The organism is Streptomyces sp. W16 (assembly GCF_033194735.1).
Lineage (GTDB): Bacteria > Actinomycetota > Actinomycetes > Streptomycetales > Streptomycetaceae > Streptomyces.
The window spans coordinates 17,069-36,746 of the sequence record NZ_JAWOAI010000027.1; the positions used below are offsets into that span (position 1 = coordinate 17,069).

At 67.9% G+C, this 19,678-nt stretch carries 12 protein-coding genes; 5 read left to right on the top strand and 7 right to left on the bottom strand.

Annotation, left to right across the window (positions count from 1 at the left end; all coding sequences use genetic code 11):
- The first annotated feature begins 95 nt into the window (after positions 1-95).
- Positions 96-368, top strand: a complete 273-nt coding sequence (locus tag R6V09_RS05975) for a hypothetical protein (RefSeq protein ID WP_317880268.1) — start codon at positions 96-98, stop codon at positions 366-368.
- A gap of 48 nt (positions 369-416) precedes the next feature.
- On the opposite strand, the gene R6V09_RS05980 is transcribed toward R6V09_RS05975, so the two are convergent.
- On the bottom strand, positions 417-1,094 hold the full coding sequence (locus R6V09_RS05980; RefSeq protein WP_317880269.1) for a hypothetical protein: 678 nt from the start codon (positions 1,092-1,094) through the stop codon (positions 417-419).
- 353 nt (positions 1,095-1,447) lie between these two features.
- Between R6V09_RS05980 and R6V09_RS05985 the strand changes: the two genes are divergently transcribed.
- From R6V09_RS05985 to R6V09_RS05995, 3 genes are all read left to right on the top strand, one after another.
- A complete protein-coding gene (locus R6V09_RS05985) occupies positions 1,448-5,086 on the top strand; it encodes a LamG domain-containing protein (RefSeq protein ID WP_317880270.1) in 3,639 nt (1,212 codons plus the stop codon).
- A 120-nt stretch (positions 5,087-5,206) separates the two neighbouring features.
- Complete coding sequence (locus R6V09_RS05990) at positions 5,207-11,806, top strand: RHS repeat-associated core domain-containing protein (RefSeq protein ID WP_317880271.1); 6,600 nt, start codon at positions 5,207-5,209, stop codon at positions 11,804-11,806.
- A gap of 6 nt (positions 11,807-11,812) precedes the next feature.
- On the top strand, positions 11,813-12,286 hold the full coding sequence (locus R6V09_RS05995) for a hypothetical protein (RefSeq protein WP_317880272.1): 474 nt from the start codon (positions 11,813-11,815) through the stop codon (positions 12,284-12,286).
- Positions 12,287-12,861: 575 nt separating this feature from the next.
- Here R6V09_RS05995 and R6V09_RS06000 read toward each other — a convergent pair.
- The 3 genes from R6V09_RS06000 to R6V09_RS06010 are packed head-to-tail and all read right to left on the bottom strand — an operon-like array spanning position 12,862 to position 15,544.
- The gene (locus R6V09_RS06000; RefSeq protein WP_317880273.1) at positions 12,862-14,397 is read right to left on the bottom strand and encodes an HAL/PAL/TAL family ammonia-lyase; all 1,536 of its coding nucleotides are present in this window, start codon (positions 14,395-14,397) and stop codon (positions 12,862-12,864) included.
- Between the two features lie 50 nt (positions 14,398-14,447).
- The gene (locus tag R6V09_RS06005) at positions 14,448-14,651 is read right to left on the bottom strand and encodes a DUF397 domain-containing protein (protein WP_317880274.1); all 204 of its coding nucleotides are present in this window, start codon (positions 14,649-14,651) and stop codon (positions 14,448-14,450) included.
- Between the two features lie 11 nt (positions 14,652-14,662).
- The gene (locus tag R6V09_RS06010; protein ID WP_317880275.1) at positions 14,663-15,544 is read right to left on the bottom strand and encodes a helix-turn-helix domain-containing protein; all 882 of its coding nucleotides are present in this window, start codon (positions 15,542-15,544) and stop codon (positions 14,663-14,665) included.
- A 252-nt stretch (positions 15,545-15,796) separates the two neighbouring features.
- Here R6V09_RS06010 and R6V09_RS06015 point away from each other — a divergent pair, with 252 nt between their 5' ends.
- Complete coding sequence (locus tag R6V09_RS06015; protein ID WP_317880276.1) at positions 15,797-16,213, top strand: ATP-binding protein; 417 nt, start codon at positions 15,797-15,799, stop codon at positions 16,211-16,213.
- Between the two features lie 93 nt (positions 16,214-16,306).
- Here R6V09_RS06015 and R6V09_RS06020 read toward each other — a convergent pair whose 3' ends face one another.
- From R6V09_RS06020 to R6V09_RS06030, 3 genes are all read right to left on the bottom strand, one after another.
- Entirely contained in the window at positions 16,307-17,734 is a 1,428-nt protein-coding gene (locus R6V09_RS06020; protein ID WP_317880277.1) for a GH1 family beta-glucosidase, read from the bottom strand.
- Between the two features lie 86 nt (positions 17,735-17,820).
- Entirely contained in the window at positions 17,821-18,726 is a 906-nt protein-coding gene (locus R6V09_RS06025; protein WP_317880278.1) for a carbohydrate ABC transporter permease, read from the bottom strand.
- The coding region (locus tag R6V09_RS06030) for a carbohydrate ABC transporter permease (protein ID WP_317880279.1) at positions 18,723-19,678 on the bottom strand (956 nt) is incomplete at its 5' end. The genes R6V09_RS06025 and R6V09_RS06030, both read right to left, overlap by 4 nt.

Consider the following 19,678-nt stretch of genomic DNA (forward strand, 5'->3'; position numbering starts at 1 on the left):
AGCGCGGTTCGCGCCGAGCGGCTACGGCTTCCGTGAGCGACGGGGATGCTTCATGCTCGTACGAACTGGCCGCAACCCGCACCCAAGAGGTTCAGATGCTCTACCAGAGCCCTGCCGACTTTTGCGCCGAGTACGCCAAAGCGAACGAAAATGGCAAAACTGATGTATTCGGCGCGGAGTTCACACTGGAAACGGTGACCGTCGTCAGCGAGACCCCGGACAGGGCGCGGGTCGAGGCGCTCTGGTTCCTGTGTGGCCACGACCCGGATTCCGGGTACTACGACGCTTCTGAGCGCACCGCCTTCGTCCTGGTCAAGCGGTCCGACGGGTGGCGCCTGCACTCCGAGGAAAATCTCGGTTACGAGTGACAACTGATCGGTGTCTCCGCCCCTGCAGGCCCCGCCCGTCCGTCCTCGTCAGAATCCCCCGGGCCCACCGAAGCCCCCGAACCCGCCAGGCCCGCCGAACATCCCTCCGCCCGGCCCGTGATGGTGGAAGCCGTCGAACAGCGCGTCCGCGAGCAGCATGCCGCCGACTCCCGCGGCGCCCGCGACGAGGGCGGTCTTCCACCACGGGGTGCTGTACCAACCCCCGGCCATGGAACGGCCGTTGACGACCCCGCCGGGGTAGTAGTACGGCGTGTTCGCGCCGGGCCGTGCGGACGCGGTGTACGTCTGCCCGCCGACCGTGACCTGCCCGCCGGCCCCCTGCGCGGGCAACTCGGGCCCCGGGTCGAGCCCCAGCGCGGCACGGGCGGTGCGGATGTGGTGCAGCCCCTCGACGGCGGTCTGCGTCACCAGCCCGTACTGCATGGGGGAGTAGGCGACGGCGAGTTGCCCCTCGGCGGCACGGTGTCGCTCGGCGGCGTCGGCGAGGGCCTGCCGGGCGGCCATGTTCCCACCCGCGTCCAGCGTGGACAGGCTCCCGCCCAGCCGCTCCACCCAGCGGGTGGCCTCGGCACCGGCGTCGGCGTCGTAGACCTGCTGCGCGCTCCCGGCTCCCGACCGCGAACTCCCGCCGCCCGCCTGCCGCTTGCCGTAGGCGACCGCGCCGCCGACGATCAGGGCCAGCAGCACCAACACGATGAAAAACATGACGTCCTCCCGTCTGCGCCGGGATCGAATCGCCCCGTACGGACTGATCGGACACCCCCGGGCTGAGGGGTCGCTGCGTGCGATCTGAGGGGTGGCTGTGAGCCGTGGTGGGTCGGGGAGATGTTCCTTGGCTTGCCTGAAGGTGAACGAACCAACCCATTGCCCAAGCGTGGGGCTCTTATTGCCCTACCTTGAAAGATTCCTTATACATCGATTGAAGTGACCCTGCCAGGCTCCTCAATCGCCAAGTGTTTGTGATCGGTGTGTCAAAACCACGGGGGTGGGTTGTGGGGGAGTCCGGGGGCAGACGTGTGCGGTCGATGCGCACGGCGTGGCTGGCCGCAGTCGTTCTGTTGATTCAACCCGTCGTGGCGGCTGCCGTGAATCCGGCGGTGGCCGATGTGCAGGCCACGGGTTCCAGCGCCACGACGCCACTTTCCGCCGAGGCGGCTGCCTCACAGAAGGCCGCGGCGGACGGTGCTCCGGTCGAGGTCACCGACGACCGCACGGAGTACGAGACGACGTACGCCAATCCCGACGGCACGACGTTCACCCGCGACCAGTCGACTGTGCCGGTGCGGGCGCGGCAGAGCGACGGGTCTTGGACGTCGCCCGACCCGACCCTCGTGGTACGGGGCGACGGGACGGTCGGCGCGAAGGCCGCCGTGGTGGATCTGGCGTTCTCCGGTGGCGGCGACGGCTCGGGGCTCGTGGACATCACCAGGGGCGGCAAGTCGCTGCGGCTGGGGTGGCCGGGCACGCTGCCCAAGCCCACGCTGGACGGAGCGAACGCGGTCTACGCCGATGTACTCCCGGGTGTGGACCTGCGGATGACGGCGACGACCGAGGGCTTCCGTGAACTGCTCGTCGTGAAGACCCCTGAAGCCGCGGCCAATGCGGAGCTGAAGAAGATCTCCTTCTCCCTCCGGGCGGACGGGCTGACGGTCGCGTCGACGAGCGGTGGCGGGATGACCGCCGTGGACGACGACGCGCACCCGGTGTTCACGGCCCCTCCCGCGCTGATGTGGGACTCCCGGGGCGGCGCCACCACCGCTGGGACGGCGGCCCAGTTGGAGCGGTCGGCCGCGGTGACGACGACCGCCACCCCGTCTCCGTCGGCCACCACGGACCCTTCCACCGGTACGCAGGACGACGGAACGGCGGGGCCGGGCGACGGCGACGCGTCGGCGGTGCTGCCCGTGCAGGTCGGTTCGGACTCGCTGGCAGTGGTGCCGGACGCGACTCTGCTGGGCAACACCGACAGTGGCGCGTTCCCGGTCTACATCGACCCCAGCGTCGGCCTGGACCAGACGGCCCACACCTATCTGCGCTCGGACGGTGTCTCCGACTTCAACTGGAGCAACGGCAGTAACAACGAGGGAAAGGGCACGGGCCACTGCTCCTCGTGGAACGGGTACTACTGCGGTCCCGGCTACACCGAGCGGCTGTACTTCCAGTTCTCGCCGAGCGGTCTGGCGGGCAAGAAGGTGCTGTCCGCGACGTTCAGGGCCACCGAGAGCTGGTCGTTCACGTGCGATCCGCGCTGGGTCGATCTGGAGCGCACCAGCAACATCTCGTCGTCCACCACTTGGGCCACTCGCCCCAACAACCTGGGGACGATGGCGACCGCCAACGTCTCGGCGGGCCGGAGCTCGCTGTGCGATCCCTCGCAGCCGGCGGCTCCGATCGAGTTCACCGGTTCGAGCCTGACCACGACGATGGGGAACTTCGCGGCGGGCAAGTTCTCCCGGCTGACGCTGTTGGTGAAGGCCCGGGACGAGACGGACACCAGTGCGTGGAAGCGGTTCCGGGACGACGCTGTGCTGTCGGTGACCTATGTGGGGCTTCCCGCTGTGCCGACCAAGGCCGGCATCGTGCAAAGTGGCGGCGTTACCTGCGAGAACGATTCCAAAACCCCCGATGTGATCGGCAGTCCCGCCCCCAGCCTGACCGCGAGGGTGTGGACCGCGACGGGCGGCGGCAGCGGGGCGAGCCTGCGCGCGCACTTCTACATCCAGCAGCAGAGCAGCGCCGGTACCTGGTCGGTGGCGACCGAGCCGGTACGGCCCACCAGCGGCTACGTCGGCAATGGCGTCGTGCTCACCTATCCGTCGCCGATCGCGCTGACCGAGGGGACCCTGTACCGGTTCGCGGTGTTCAGCCGCTCGTACTACGACAGCGGTGACAGCTATCTGGAGTCCCACAGCACGGTGACCACCCAGGACTGGTGCTACTTCAAGGTGGACACCACCGGCCCGAAGGAACCCACGGTGACCTTCGGGAGCGGAAGCCCCTACTCCGCGTGCACCGCCAACGCATGCGATCCCGGGGGCGGCCCGGGCGTACAGGGGCAGTTCACCTTCTCGCCGGCCTCCGGTGACACCAACACCGCCTACGAGTACAAGCTGGCCAGCTCCACCGCCTGGTCGAAGCCGATCTCCGGGAACGCTCCCACCGCGGGGATCGCTCCCCAGGTGGCGGGCACGCAGCAGCTGCAGGTGAAGGCGGAGGACAGCGCCGGGCGTTGGGGTCCGGCTGCGATCGTGAAGTTCAACGTCGCCGAGGGCGAACCGGCGATCGGCCGCTGGCACTTCGACGACGCGGCCCCGGGCTCCGGCGCGACCACCGCCGCGGACACGGCGACGGAGGGAACCAGGCACCCGGCCACTCTGTACACAACCGGCTCCGGCTGGTCGTCGCTGGCCCGCAGGGGCGACGGCGACCGGTCCCTGTTCCTGAACGACACCTCCGACACCACACGCCAGTCCGGGTACGCGGCCACCGCCACTCCGGTGGTCAACACCCAGTCGTCGTTCACCGTCTCGGCCTGGGCCTACGTATCGGACACATCCGACTACCCGACGGTCCTGTCGGAAACCGGCAGCGACGGCTCCGGGTTCGCGCTGTACTACTCGCCGGGCGTCGACCGGTGGGTGTTCCTGTGGAACTGGTACGAGAACGGTGCCCGCAAGTACCTGGGCGCGAACGCCGACGCGGCCGGAGTCCCGCTGAAGACGTGGACGCACCTCACCGGCGTCTACAACTCCACTGCGCGCACCATCTCCCTGTACGTCAACGGCCGTTTGCAGGGTTCGCCGGTGGCGCTGCCCACCACCTCGGATGCCAAGGCCTCCGACGGCACCCTGCAGTTCGGCCGGGCCAACTTCGCTGCGGGCACGCCCAGCTATGTGAACTACTGGCGCGGCCGGATCGATGAAGTAGCCATCTGGCAGCGGGACTTGACACAGGAGGAGAACGGGATCGCCACGGAGGACGCACTCCAGGATGCCAACGGCGATGCGGGCGTAGAGCTGATGGGCGCCTGGAACCCGGACAATGCCACCGGTACGACACTGGCGGACTCCACCTCCGGATACGGCCGCACGCTCACGCTTTCCGGCGGGGCCTCCCTCGACGGTGAGGGAATCGTCCTGAACGGAACGGGCGGCGCGGCCACCACCCCGAAGCCGGTGATCGACGACACGGCCTCTTTCACCGCCACCACCTTGGTCGACATGGACAGCGACGCCCTGTTGACCAAGCCCGTCGGCTACACGGCCCAGGTCATCGGCCAACGGGGTGCGGACGGATCCTCCTGGGGCTTCTGGTACCAGTTGACCAGGTTCGGCACCGATCTGGACACCGGCGCGACGATCCCGGTCGGCAAGTGGTACTTCGGCCGACTGAACAGCGACGGCAGTTTCACCGGCGTGGTCTCCGACGAGAACGCCGAACTCGGCAGCCCGGTACGGATGACCGGCACGTACGACGCCCCGTCCGGCACGGTCCACTTCTATCTCGGCCCCGACGAGAACGACGCCGACACCCCCCATCCCTACCCGGCGGTGGCCGGATCCGACGACTTCGCGGCCGGTGAGGGATATGTCGGCGGGGCGTGGGCGCACTACCTGCCAGGAAAGATCACCGACATCAGGCTCTGGGCCGGCGCCATGGCCGACCAGCAGCAGATCATCGACACCGTCGGGGACTGATCCACTCAAGTCCCCTTGTTTCCAAACGATTTGGCGTCCATGGGTGGCCCGCGCAGCGGTCCCGGGACGCGTACCCGGCACATGTCGTCCCACCCGGCTTGCTCGCATGGAGGTCCCGTCATGAGTTCCGGCATGAAAGCCCGCTGGATCCGCAGCGCCCTGATCCGCGGTGTGTTGACGCCACGGCGTGCCCAGGCACCGGGCCGGAACGTACAACGCGGCCGGACCCCGGTGGTGGCGGCGCTGTCCATGGCCCTGATGGCCTCGGCCGGGCTGGCAGCGCCGGTGGCCCAGGCCGCAAGCGGCGGTCTGGGCAAGCCGGTTGTGCCCAAGCAGCGGGTCGACAAGGTACGGACGAACACCGACCTGGGCGCGAAGCAGGCCCGCGCCCAGGTTGCGAGAACCAGGGCCGCCAACGCGGCCCAGGCGAAGCGAGCACGCACTCCACAGCACATCGCCTGGCCCACCGCCGCCACGACGACCGGGCGGATACCCGGGCAGGGCGCGGCGGCGAAACTGACCGCCGGAGGACTGCCCGTCACGGTCGCCCCGGCCAAGGGGACCGACACCGCGACCGGTCAGGTGCAGGTGCGGGTCCTCGGACAGCAGCAGGCGAAGGACGCCGGCATCAAGGGCGTACTGCTGACCGCGGCGGCCACCGAGCCGGGTTCCGCCCAACTGACCGTCGACTACTCGGCGTTCGCGTCGGCCTACGGCGGCGACTGGTCGGGCCGCCTGCGCGTGGTCCAACTCCCCGCCTGCGCCCTGACCACCCCGCGGAAGGCCGGCTGCCGGACCCAGATACCGCTCGACTCACGCAACGACACCGGCGGGCAGACACTGACGGCAAAGGTCGGTCTGGGAGCGACCGGCGACACGGGCCGGACATCGCAGACCTCCCTGTCGGCCGCCACCTCCTCGGCGACCGTGCTGGCCGCGACCGCCGCCACCGGGGAATCCGCCTCCGGCTCCGGCAACTACGCGGCCAGCAAGCTTTCGGCGTCGTCCAGCTGGGAGGCGGGCAGCGCATCGGGCGCGTTCACCTGGTCGTACCCGTTGAGCACTCCGCCGTCCGCCGCCGGCCCGGCCCCCGACCTTTCGCTGTCGTACGACTCCGGAAGCGTGGACGGCAGGACGGCGTCGACGAACAACCAGGGGACGCAGGTCGGTGAGGGCTTCGAGGACGTCGGGTCCTCCTACGTCGAGCGGTCCTACGGCTCGTGCGACGACGACGGCCAGGACGGCAAGTACGACGAGTGCTGGAAGTACGACAACGCCTCGCTGGTGCTGAACGGCAAGTCGACCGAGCTCGTCAAGGACGACACCAAGGGCGTCTGGCGGCTCAAGGACGACGACGCCTCCACGGTCACCCATTCCACCGGTGCCGACAACGGCGACGAGGGCGACGCCGGTATCGACGGCGCGGGCGAGTACTGGACGGTCACCACGGGCGCGGGCACGAAGTACGTCTTCGGCCAGAACAAGCTGCCCGGCGCGGACACCCAGCGCACCAACTCCGTATGGACGGCACCGGTGTTCGGCGACGACTCCGGCGAGCCGGGATACGCCGACGGCACCACCTTCGCCGGCCGCGCGCTGAACCAGGCCTGGCGCTGGAACCTGGACTACGTCGTGGATCCGCACGGCAACGCGATGTCGTACTGGTACACGCCCGAAACCAACTACTACGCGAAGAACGGCGCGACCACCGGCACCGCCCAGTACACGAGGGGCGGTTACCTGACCAAGATCCTCTACGGTCAGAACAAGGACACGCTGTTCACCGGCACCGCCTCGGACGAGGTCACCTTCGACTACGACGAACGGTGCACCGCGTCCGACTGCTCCTCGCTGACGTCCTCGACCGCCTCCAACTGGCCCGACGTGCCGTTCGACTCGGTCTGCGCGTCCGGCGCGGACTGCAACGCGAGCGGCCCGTCGTTCTTCACCCGTAAGCGACTGACCGGCGTCAATACCCTCGCCTGGTCGGCAACCACGAGTGCCTACACGGCAGTTGACTCCTGGGGGCTCACCCAGCAGTTCCTGGACCCCGGCGACATCGGGAAGGGCGCCGACAAGACCCTCACCTTGGCGAGCGTCCGGCACACCGGCAAGAACGGCACCGCCATCGCCCTGGACCCGGTGACGTTCACCTACCAGATGAGGCCCAACCGGGTCGACTCGTCCTCCGACAACATCCTGCCGCTGAACCGGCCCCGCATCACGGGCATCGTCTCCGAGACCGGCGCGATCACCAGCGTGACGCTGTCGGACCCGGAGTGCGTGGCGGGCTCGAACATGCCGTCGTCCGAGGACAACGACACGATGAGCTGCTACCCGATCTACTGGCACAAGAACGGCGCCGTCGAAGCCACCCTGGACTGGTTCAACAAGTACCGCGTGCTGGACGTCATCACCTCCGACCCCACCGGGTACGGCCAGACGACGGAGAACCACTACAGCTACTCCGGCCCGGCCTGGCACTACTCCAACGACCCGCTGACCCCGGCCGACGAACGCACCTGGTCCGACTGGCGCGGCTACCGCACGGTCACCTCCGTCAAGGGCGCGGCCGGCACCACCCAGTCCAAGACTGTGTCCGTCTACCTCCAGGGCATGGACGGCGACAAAAAGAAGGACGGTACGACCCGTTCCGTGTCCGTCCCCGGCGTCGGCTTCACGGGCCTGACCGTGCCGGACCAGACCGACTACGACCGCTTCTCGGGCTTCACCCGTGAGCAGATCACCTACAACGGCACTACTCCCGTGTCGGTCACGGTCAACGACCCCTGGTCCCAACTGACCGCCAGCCAGCAGAAGTCGTACGCCAACATCGAGGCCTACTTCATCCGCACGTACAAGACCCAGACCTCGACCTACCTGACGGCGGCCTCTGCCTGGCGAACCCGCAGTGCGACGACCACGTACGACAGCTACGGCATGCCCACCGCCGTCTACGACGCGGGCGACACGGCCGTCACCGGTGACGAGACCTGTACCCGCACCTGGTACGCCCGCAACGACAGCCTCGGCATCAACTCCCTGGTCTCCCGCACCCGGGTGGTCGGCCGCGCCTGCACCACCACCGAGACCGACCTGAGCCTTCCCACCTCGTTCGCCAGTCGCGGGGACGTGCTCTCCGACACGGCCACGGTCTACGACAGCGCCACCGCGACGGCCTGGACGGCCTCACAGACACCGACTCTGGGCGACGCCACCTGGACCGGCCGCGCCTCCGCGTACCCGGCGACGGCCACCAGTGGCGAGCGGTACCCGACCTCCTGGCAGACGGTCTCCAAGGGCACCTACGACACCCTGGGCCGCTCCCTGACCGCGACCGACACGACGGGCGACGTCACCACCACGGCCTACACCCCGACCACCACCGGGCCGGTGACCAAGATCACGATCACCAACCCCAAGAGCCAGAAGAGCTACACGTACCTCGACTACGCCCGCGGCTCCGTCGTGATGTCCTATGACGTCAACACCAAGTTGACCGAGTCCACGTACGACGCCTTGGGCCGAGCGACGGCCGTCTGGCTGCCCAACCGCTCGCGCGCCGACGCATACGGCCCCAACTACACGTACGCCTACTCCGTCACCAATAGCGCCACACCGTGGGTCTCCACCTCGTCCATCCGCGGCGATGGCGTCTACAACACCAGCTACACGATCTACGACTCGCTGCTGCGGCCACTTCAGACCCAGTCCCCGACGGCGAACGGGGGCCGGCTGCTGACCGACACCCGCTACGACAGCCGAGGCCTGGCCTACGAGACGTACGCCGACGTCTTCGACTCCTCCGCCACGCCCTCCGGCGCATACGCGCAGGCCGTCTACGGCGGGGCACCCAAGCAGACCGACATCGTCTTCGACGGAGCCGAGCGTCCGACCACCAGCACGCTGTACGTCTACGGCGTCAAGAAGTGGTCCACGACCACCAGTTACACCGGTGACTCCACCGCCACCACCGCCCTCGCGGGCGGCTCCGCGGTACGCACCATCACCGACGTCTTCGGCCGCACCACCGAACGCCGCGACTACGCGGGCACCGACCCGGCCGACACCGACTACGGCGCGGGCGTCGGCGCCGCCTCCACCAAGACGAAGTACAGCTACACCCGCGACAGCAAGCCCGACACCGTCACCGGCCCGGACAACACCAAGTGGTCATACACCTATGACCTGTTCGGCCGCCAGCTCACGGCGACGGACCCGGACGAGGGAACGACCACCACCTCGTACACCGACCTGGACCAGATCGCGACCACCACCGATTCCCGCAACTCCACGCTCCTCTACGGCTACGACGTACTCGGCCGCAAGACGGACGAGTGGCAGACGTCGAAGACCGACGCCAACAAACTCGCCCACTGGGCCTACGACACCCTGCTCAAGGGCCAGTTGGACTCGTCGACCCGCTATGTGGGCGGGGTGTCCGGGACGGCCTACACCAAGAAGGTCACCGCTTACGACACCCTGAACCGGCCCACGACCACACAACTCGTCCTGCCGTCCAACGACCCGATGGTCAGTGCGGGAGCGATCGCGGCCACGACGAGTTTCTCGACGCACTACAACCTCAGCGGAACCCAGCAGTACATCTCCGAACCCGCGGCCGGCGGCCTGTCCGCGGAAACCGTCAACATCGACTACGACGCGGTCGGCCTGCCCACCGCCGTCAGCGGCACCAGCGGCTACCTCCTCGGGGCCGGCTACTCCGCCACCGGCCAGACCAACCAGCTCACCCTCGGCACCTCCTCGGCCGCCGGCACCAAGAAGGCCTACATCACCAACGCCTGGGAGGAAGGCACCGACCGCCTCAAGCAGTCGGCCGTCACCGACCAGACCCACAACTACGAACTGCAGGAACTGAATTACGCCTACGACGACGCGGGCGACGTCACCTCCATCACCGACCCCACCACCCTCGGCGGCACCGCCGCGGCCGACTACCAGTGCTTCACCTACGACGGCCACCAGCGCCTGACCGAGGCCTGGACCCCCGTCACCGCCGACTGCTCTGCCTCCGGCCGCACCACCACGAACCTCGGCGGCGCATCGCCCTACTGGACCTCGTACAGCTACACGGACAGTGGCCTGCGTTCCACCGAGACCACCCACACGTCAGCCGGTAGCACTGCCAAGACCTACTGCTACAGCACCAGCAAGCCGCACGCCCTGACGGCGACCACCACGGCGACCTCGTGCACGGGAGTCACCGCCACCTACGCCTACGACTCGTCCGGCAACACCACCGGCCGCCCCAACGGCACCGACACCCAGAGCCTCACCTGGACTCCCGAGGGCCAACTCGACAACCTCACCGAGAAGTCCAGCACCGGTACCACCAAGAGCACTACCAGCCATGTCTACGACGCTGACGGCACCCTGCTGATCCGCCGCAACGCGAGCGGGGAGAGTGTCCTCTACCTGGACGACGGCACAGAGGTCCACCTCGACACGTCCACGTCCACCGCCAAGTACTGGGCGCAGCGGTACTACAGCTCCGGCGGCCAGGTCATCGCACTCCGCACCAACAAGACCGGCACCCAGACCCTTAGTTGGCTCGCCGACGACCAGCACGGCACCAGCAGCCTCACCGTCGACGCGACCACTCAGGCGGTCACCAAGCGGTACATGACCCCGTTCGGCGCCCCGCGCTCGGGCGGTACGGGCACCTGGCCGGACGACAAGGCATTCCTCGGCGCCTCCACGGACTCCTCGACAGGCCTCACCCACCTCGGCGCCCGCGAATACGACCCGGTCACCGGCCGCTTCATCAGCGTCGATCCGGTCCTCAACCTGGCCGAGCCGCAATCACTCAACGGCTACACCTACAGCGACAACGATCCCGTCACCCTCTCCGATCCGGCAGGCACCGACCCGTGCGGCGGCCTCAAGTGCGGCCACGCAGGGGACAAGTGCAGCGACCCCGACATCTACTGCAGCGCTTCGATGCCGGACGGTACGGCCGACCCCACTGGCGGGAGCGCCTTCTCAGGCGGCGGTACGGCCAGCACGACCAGCACCGGAAAGACCACCACCAAGAAGAGCGGCGGCTCCAAGTGGGGCTGGCTGTCCGACGCCGCCAACACCGTCGTCGACTACGGGTCGGCGATCTTCAATCAGCCTGACGTCTGGCGGGGCGGGGGAGAGCTCATCGGGAGCATGTTCCTGATGGGCTTCGGCGGCGACGCGGTCATCGGAGGCGCCGCCCTCTGCGTCACCCTCGTCGGCTGCTTTGCCGGCGCCCCTGCTATCGCCGGTGGTGTGACGCTGGTCGGCGTCGGGGCGGTCGGCGCGTCGGACGGTATCGGGCGTATCAACGATGGGCTGGGGAAGGCACTCAGAGAAGCGAAGGGTAATTCCGCGTCGGGAAGTTCCGGTAGTGGCGATGTCTACGACAACGTAACCATCAACGATACGCACATCGTTAACGGTCACACACCCGAGGGTATGTGGTCGAATGACACGTCCAAGACGGAGTGGCTGCCCGAGACCACTCCGGCATCACGTGCGGCGCTCATCAAAGATGTGCTGAGGCGCGGTAGGATCAACCGGAACACGGGAAATAAGGATGGCATAGTAAAGGAATTCACCTATGAGGAGCCGGTTGGGAAAATGCGGGACACGAGGGGGACGTCGCTCTATACGCTCCGCGTCTACTACGACCCTGACCTCAATTATGTCCGGAACGCCTTCCCGGTGAAGTGAGTGCAAATGGATATATCTTTTGGTTCGGGTACGGAGTATTCGAGCCATGGTCGAGAGAATGTGCGCGGCGACGACTTGGCGGCCGTGTCACGAGCTGACTTGAGGTGGTACTACTTCTTGGGGGCCTTGCGTCTGTCGCATGCCGGCGTTGATATCAGCCCGCCGTGGGGGTGGGTGCCGCTATTTGATGCAATTTACTGCGTTCGGCAGGTGATGCTCTTCGCTCAGGGCGGTGAAGGGCTCGGTAGGATCGATTTTACAGAGAATGATGAGTCCATCGATTTCGAGCTGGATCGAAAGCGTGGATCCCTTCGTATGATTCCTAGCTATCTGGAATGCGAAGTGCTCTGTGCGGTCGACGAATTTGTCGCGGCTGGAGGTGGATTTATCCGTGGAGAGTTGGAGCGAGTTGTATCCGAATACCCGTCGCTCGCCGGAAATCCTCATGTGCAGGCATTGAAGAGAGCGATTGGCCCGTAGGGCTCGGGGGTGCCGCGACTGGTGGTGGGCTAACTTGGTCCTCGCGGTAGCCTTAGGGAGTGAAAAAGGGGATCACGACTGGCAAAAGCTTGCGGTGCTCCTTGCAGTAGCCATATCCAGTGGCACGCTCGCTGTGGGGCTGGATGTCGGTCCTCCGTGGGTACGCCGGCGAGGTGATAGACGCCCCGGTAGTCGCTGTCGCGCTCGGTGAAGACCAGTCGGAGGCGGTCACTGGCGAGCCGGACCAACTTGCCGGTGGTGTGAATGGGCGCGAAGTCGTTAGAGGGCAGGCCGTGCCGGTGGAGAAGCGGCAGCAACTTGCTGATCTTCGGGTTCTTGCGGCACCAGGGCGGCATGATGTGCTGCGCCCGGTTCCCCTGCCTCCAGTTGGTCAGCTGCCGCCCACCGAAGACAACACCCCGCTCCAAGCCGCCTCCCCGCGTACCCGACATCGGCGTATGCGTCGGAGTCGCGGAGTCCGCGTGTGCTGTTTGGATCGGCCCGGCCGCCACCCTTGACGCCGTGCACCCCATCTGTCGTCGACACCGCGTCGAGACCCCGACCCGCAAGAACCGTCAGCGGTGCAGCGCCCCAACCGAGCCCTCCACGACCCCCAACACCTCACCGCTCCGCACCAGTTCGGCGATGTGCTCGATGTCCTTGTGGAAGACCCGGTCCTCGTCGACGGTCGGTACGGTCTCCCGGATTCTCGCGCACAGGGCCTCCGCCGCCGGGGAGGGTGTGAGCGGAGCGAGCAGATCGAGGGCCTGGGTCGCGCACATCAGCTCGATCGCGACGACGTAGGCGAGTTTGCGGGCCGCGCGGTAGGCCTTCAGGGCCGCCAAGTAGGCGTTGCTGACCGCGTCTTCCTGGTTGGCGGAGGTGGTGATGGTGTCGGCGGAAGCCGGTGCTGCCATGCTCCGCAGCTCCATCGTCAGTGCCGCGGCCGTGTATTGGGCGATCATGTAGCCGCTGTTGAGCCCCGGCTGCTGCCGAACCAGGAAGGCGGGCAGTTCGCTGAAGTTGCTGTTGACCATGCGGTCGGTGCGGCGTTCGGAGATCTTGGCGAGGACTGTCATCGCATTGACCATGGTGTCGGCCTGGATGCCGACGTAGGTGCTGTCGCAGTTGGCCCCGCTCAGCGCGACCCCGTCCTCGCCCTCGGGGTGGATGACCGGGTTGTCGCCCACGGAGTGCAGTTCCTCGACGATGACCTCCCGGGCCTGTGCGAGCGCCCGCTTCGCACCGCCGTGGATCTGGGGGACGGCGCGCAGGGAGAGGCTGTCCTGGAGGCGGTGGTCGAGGAACTCGGTGCTGATCGCGCTGGATGCGGTGAGCCGTCGTAGGTTCTCGGCGACGGCTGCCTGTTCGGGGTGCCGCTTGCGTGCCTGCAGCCGGGTGTCGTAGGCGCGGACCGTGCCCTTGAGGGCCTGTACCGACAGGCTCGCCGCCACGTCGGCCGTGGTTGCCGCGAGGCCGGCGTCATGGGCGGCGAGGACGGCTATCGCGGTGACCGAGTGTGTGCCGTTCGTCAGCGACAGCCCTTCCTTGCAGGCGAGCCGGGTGGGTTGCTCCCCGATGCGGGCCAACGCCTCGGCGCCGGGGAGGAGTTGGCCGTCGTAGGACGCCCGGCCCTCGCCCAGGAGTACGAGGGCCATGTGGGCCTCGGGGGCGAGGTAGCCGACGGAGCCCTCGCCGGGGACGTGGGGGGTGACGCCGGCGTTGAGCATGCGGCGGATCAGTTCAAGGGTTTCGAAGCGGATGCCGGAGTAGCCCTCGCCGAGGCCGACCAGTTCCATGAGCGCGATGGCTCGGACGATCTCGGTGGGCAGGGGTTCGCCTACGGACACGGCGTGCGAGCGCACGATGTTGCGCTGGAGCTGCTCGGCGTCCGCCGGGTCGATGACCTCGGTGACGTTGTCGCCGAAGCCGGTGGTGACGCCGTAGACCAGGCGGTTCTCGGCGAGGAATCGCTCGACCAGTGCACGGGACTTGCGGACCCGGTCGACGTAGGTCGCGTCGAACTCGACCCGCGCGCTGTGACGGGCGACCGCGACGAACTGCTCGACGGTGATCGGCTCCCTGCCCAGGGTGACAGCGGCCACGGACATCTCCCCGTGCTTGGCGTGTATCCATTCACTTGCGTAGCGAATGAATCACTTTATTTAGCGCTTGGCAAGGGAGGCAGGGACTTCACCGTGTGGAGGAGGGCGGCGAGGGTGTGGGGCGGGAGCGTGGCGATGTGGTGGGGGTGGTCGCTCTCGCGGAGGTGGATGTGGGTGCCGGTTGCCGCTGCCGCAAGTTCCATGCAGTTGCCCTCGCCGCCCGTGCTGAACGACGACTTCTGCCAGGCGAGTCGGGGCATGGCGGTTCCTTTCAGAGGGCGTACATCACGTGCTGGATGAGGCTCAGTGAGTCCCGTGACTCGTGCGACTCCGGCGCGGCCACCGGGTCGACCGGCGCCAACGCCAGTTTCGTGAGCCGCTCGAACATCTTCACGTACTTGTCTAGGTGTTCTCCATCCCGCAGGAAGAGGGACTCTGTCGGCTGCTCCAGGTAGACCGTGTCCAGTTCGGGGGTCGCACCGCCGTAGATGACGAACGACTGGGTGTGTGCGGAGTAGATGCCCGCTTCGAACGGGTACACCTGCACGGTCACGTTGGGCAGCCGAGAGACCTCCATCAGCCGCAGTAGTTGCCTGCGCATGACCGCTGGTCCGCCCACTCGGGTGTGGAGCGCGGCTTCATGGATGACGGCGAGGTATGTCACGGGATGCGGGCCGGTCAGTACGCGCTGCCTCGCCATGCGGAACTGGGCGTATCGGTCGGTGCGTTGGGGGTCGCCCTCCGTGGCTTCGAGCACGGCGCGGGCGTACTCCTCGGTCTGGAGCATTCCGGGGATGACCAGTGGCTCGTGTGTGCGCAGCGCCGTCGAACGTGCTTCGAGTTCGGCCAGATCGCGGGCTGCTGGCCCGATCGTGTCGCCGAACTCGCCCCACCAGCCCTTGCCCCGCTCCTGGGCCATCTCCATCAGGCCCTCGAAGTAGGTTCCGTCGGGGCAGCCGTAGGCGCGGAGCAGCTTGTAGAGGCCGTTGCGAGGGACATCGACGCGGCCGGTCTCGATGTGGCTGATCCTGGTGCGGTCGGCCTCGATCAGTTCCGCGGCGGCGTCACCCGGCATCCGGGCGCGCATACGCAACTTGCGCAACTCCGCACCCAGACGGCGTTGGCGTTCGCTGGGGTTCGTCCTTGGTGGCATGCGGTCCTCCGTGTGGCCGGTGCGCAGTGTGCCGCGTGGCCGGCGCGAGCGTCCACCGCCCACGGGGGACGTCACCCTTGAGGGGGAAAAATGGAGGACACAGTTGTAACTTTCCCATGAGTGACCCTAGCTTCGAAGGCGTCCCGATCGCCCCGCGCCACCCGGAAGTACCCCCGCCCTCAAGCCACTTGGCAAGGAGGACCCGGACCTGGTCACCGCGTGAGCGCACCCGATGCTGAAGGAGCCCCGCCCATGGCCGACGACCCCCCACCCCCCACCGACGTCTCCCTCGTCTTCCCGCCCCACCCCGCCTGGGTCCGCACCGCCCGCGAAACGGTCCGCACCCTCCTCGCCACCTCCCACCGCCCCGAACTCACGGACACAGCCCTGCTGTTGACCTCAGAAGCCGTCACCAACGCCATCAATGCCTGCAAGCTGGAGGGCAACCTAACCCCCGTAACCCTCTACGCAGGTTGGTCCGACCCCCACAGCTTCCGCGTCCTGGTCCACGACGAGGCCCCGGGCCTCCCCACCTGCCGTACCCCGGAGACCACCGACGAGGACGGTCGCGGCATACAGCTCATCGCATACGGCGCCGACGCCTGGGGCGTGTGCGCGCACGGGCCGGGCCGGGGCAAAGCGACCTGGTTCGAGCTGGGGAACCGGTGACATGGACGAGGAACCGCGGGCCTCGACAACCCCGCCGGGGCGCGGCACGTCCCCTAGGCGTGCCGCGCCCCGTCCCCCGGAGTCCCCCGTCGCTCAGGCTTCGCCCGCCGTCGGCAGTACGCCGGTCCGCGCCGCCTCCCCGTACCACCGTGCGCTCGACTTCGGCGTCCGCTCCAGCGTCGCGTAGTCCACGTACACCGCCCCGAACCGCTTCTCGTAGCCGTACGCCCACTCGAAGTTGTCCATCAGGGACCAGAGGTAGTAGCCGCGTACGTCCGCGCCGTCCGCGATGGCCCGCCGTACGGCCGACAGGTGGCCGTGCAGGTACGCGATCCGCTCGGGGTCGTGGACCCGCCCCTCCGGGTCCGGCTTGTCGTCGTAGGCCGCGCCGTTCTCCGTGACGTACAGCGGGAGACCCGGGGCCTCCCTCGTGTACCGCATGATCAGGTCGTACAGGCCCGTCGGGTCGATCGTCCAGCCCATCTCCGTGCGCTCGCCCGGCGTTTGGAGGAACGCCACGTCGTCCGCGCCCGGCCAGGGGGAGTACGCGCTCGCGCCATGGCCGTCGGCGCGCGGGGCCGGGCCGGCCGGTTCCGCTCCCGCGACCAGCGTCGGCGTGTAGTAGTTCAACCCCAGTGCGTCCAACGGTTGGTGAATCAGCGTCAGATCGCCGTCGAGGACGTACGACCAGTCCGTGATCGACCTCGTCGCCTCGAACAGCGACTGCGGATACGACCCGTGCAGCATCGGACCGTGGAACACCCCGTTCGCCAGGTCGTCGATCTTCCGGGCCGCCGCCAGGTCTGCCGGTGACTGTGAAGCAGGCCTGACGACCGACGAGTTGAGGCTCACCGCCACGGAGTTCCGGGCCGGCATCGACGCCCGCAACGCCGAAGTCGCCAGCCCGTGCGCCAAGTTGAGGTGATGGGCCGCACGAAGCGAAGCGCCCGCGTCGGTACGGCCCGGCGCGTGCACCCCCGAGCCGTAGCCCAGGAACGCGCTGCACCACGGCTCGTTGAGCGTGATCCACTGCTCCACGCGGTCGCCCAGCGCCTCGCCCACGATCTGCGCGTACTCGGCGAAGCGGTACGCCGTGTCGCGCTCCGGCCAGCCGCCCGCGTCCTCCAACTCCTGCGGCAGGTCCCAGTGGTAGAGGGTGAGGGCGGGCTTGATGCCGACCGCCAGCAGCTCGTCGACCAGGCGGCGGTAGAAGTCCAGGCCCACCTGGACCGCCGGGCCCCGGCCGGTCGGCTGCACCCGTGACCAGGAGACCGAGAAGCGGTACGCCGCCAGGCCCAGGTCCGCCATCAGCGCCACGTCGTCGCGGTAGCGGTGGTAGTGGTCGACAGCGATGTCACCGTGCTCACCACCGGCCGTACGGCCCGGCGTATGGCTGAAGGTGTCCCAGATCGAGGGCGTACGGCCGTCCTCCCGCACCGCCCCCTCGATCTGGTAAGCGGAGGTCGCGGCGCCCCAGAGGAAGGCGGGAGGAAAGGTCACGGGGGTCACGGGCTCAGGCATGGAAGCGCTCCCATAAGGGGTCGTGGAGACCAATGAGTAGGAGGAGGAAGGGGCCGGGCCTGCTGTGCCCGGCCCCGGATCGGGCGTCAGCCCTTGACCGCGCCCTGCATGATCCCGCCCACGATCTGCTTGCCGAAGAGCAGGAAGGCGATCAGCAGCGGCAGCGTGCCGAGCAGTGCGCCCGCCATGATCACCGACTGGTCGGGGATGTAGCCGGTGCCGAGCGAGTTCAGGGCGACCTGGACGGTGGGGTTCTGCTGGTTGAGGGCGATGATCGGCCAGAGGAAGTCGTTCCAGGCCATCACGAAGGTCAGGAGGCCGAGCACCGCCATCGCGGGGCGTGCCGCCGGGAAGACCACGTGCCAGACCACGCGGAGGCTGCTCGCGCCGTCCACCCGAGCGGCCTCGATCAGCTCCGTCGGCAGCGCCTGGACCAGGTACTGGCGCATGAAGAACGTACCGAACGCGCTGACCAGGGTCGGCAGGATGACCGTCTGCAGATGGTTCGACCAGTGCAGGTCCGCCATCCACAAGTACAGCGGTACGACGGCCAGTTGGGGCGGGATCATCATCGTGCCGATGGTGAGGAGGAGCAGTGTGCTGGAGAACCTGAACTTCAGTTTGGCGAAGGCGAAGCCCGCGAGGGTGGAGAACAGCACCGTGCCGATGGTGATGGTGCCCGCGACGACCGTGGAGTTGAACATCGCGGTGCCCATGCCGGCCTGGTCCCAGGCCGTCTGGAGGTTCTTGAACAGGTTCCCGCCGAACCACAGCGGCGGCGGGGTCTGGGCGAGCCGCGTGTTGTTGCGCGAGGCCGCCATCGCCGTCCACACCAGCGGGGCCAGCGAGACCAGCGCGAAGACGACCAGGACGACGTAGGTCAGCGGGCCCGCGTGCATCTGCTTGCCCGCGCCCATCACCCGGCGGCGCGGGGCGCGTGCCGCCGGTGCGGGCACGTGATCCTGAGGGAGTGTCAATTCACTGGTTGTCATTGGGACTTCCTCAGCCGTCGGGTGAACAGCAGGTTGATCGCGGCGACGATCAGCAGGATCAGGAACATCGACCAGGCGATCGCGGACGCCTTGCCGAGGTTGCCGATGATCCAGCCCTGGTCGTACATGTACAGACCGAGCGTCTGGTACTGGTGCTCGGAGCCGCCCTTCGAACCGCTGACCCCGCCGAACAGCAGGGGCTCGCCGAAGAGTTGGGTCGCGCCGATGGTGGAGACGACCACCGTGAACAGGATCGTGGGCCTGAGCTGAGGGACCGTCACGTGGCGGAACTGCTGCCAGCGGTTGGCGCCGTCGATCGCCGCCGACTCGTAGAGGTCGGCGGGTATCGCCTGCATCGCCGCCAGATAGATCAGCGCGTTGTAACCCGTCCACCGCCAGATCACGATCGACGACACCGCGAACTGCGAACCCCACGTGGACTCACGCCAGTTGACGGCTTCGGCGCCGACGAAGTGCAGCAGCCAGTTGACCATGCCGCCGTCCCACGAATACAGCAGCGTGAAGACGAGGGTCGCCGCGGCCACCGAGGTGGCGTACGGAGTGAGCATCACGACCCGCCACACGGTCGAGCCGCGCAGCCGGTAGTTGAGCAGATGCGCGATCCCGATCGCCATCAACAGCTGCGGCACGGTGGAGATCAGACCGATGGTGAACGTGTTCTTCAGGGCGTTCCAGAAGAAGTCCGAGGACAGCAGGTTCCGGTAATTGTCCAGGCCCGCCCACGACTTGTGGTCCAGCGACGACAACTGCACGTTGTGCAGCGAGTACCAGCCCGTGTAGAGGAGCGGGATGAGGCCGAAGGCGCCGAAGATGATGAAGAACGGGGAGATGAACGCGTACGGCGACGCCTTCATGTCCCAGCGGTACAGCCGGCTCCGCCACGAACTCGGGCCGGGCGCCGGCGTACCGCGACCGCCGGCGCCGCGGGCCG

Bases quoted from the DNA above. Each gene is read 5' to 3' on its own strand.
- R6V09_RS06005 (WP_317880274.1), bottom strand. From the start codon at position 14,651: ATGCCCCGACTCGCCTGGCAGAAGTCGTCGTTCAGCACGGGCGGCGAG.
- R6V09_RS05995 (WP_317880272.1), top strand. From the start codon at position 11,813: ATGGATATATCTTTTGGTTCGGGTACGGAGTATTCGAGCCATGGTCGA.
- R6V09_RS06000 (WP_317880273.1), bottom strand. From the start codon at position 14,397: ATGTCCGTGGCCGCTGTCACCCTGGGCAGGGAGCCGATCACCGTCGAG.
- R6V09_RS05980 (WP_317880269.1), bottom strand. From the start codon at position 1,094: ATGTTTTTCATCGTGTTGGTGCTGCTGGCCCTGATCGTCGGCGGCGCG.
- R6V09_RS06015 (WP_317880276.1), top strand. From the start codon at position 15,797: ATGGCCGACGACCCCCCACCCCCCACCGACGTCTCCCTCGTCTTCCCG.
- R6V09_RS06025 (WP_317880278.1), bottom strand. From the start codon at position 18,726: ATGACAACCAGTGAATTGACACTCCCTCAGGATCACGTGCCCGCACCG.
- R6V09_RS05990 (WP_317880271.1), top strand. From the start codon at position 5,207: ATGAGTTCCGGCATGAAAGCCCGCTGGATCCGCAGCGCCCTGATCCGC.
- R6V09_RS06010 (WP_317880275.1), bottom strand. From the start codon at position 15,544: ATGCCACCAAGGACGAACCCCAGCGAACGCCAACGCCGTCTGGGTGCG.
- R6V09_RS06020 (WP_317880277.1), bottom strand. From the start codon at position 17,734: ATGCCTGAGCCCGTGACCCCCGTGACCTTTCCTCCCGCCTTCCTCTGG.
- R6V09_RS05975 (WP_317880268.1), top strand. From the start codon at position 96: ATGCTCTACCAGAGCCCTGCCGACTTTTGCGCCGAGTACGCCAAAGCG.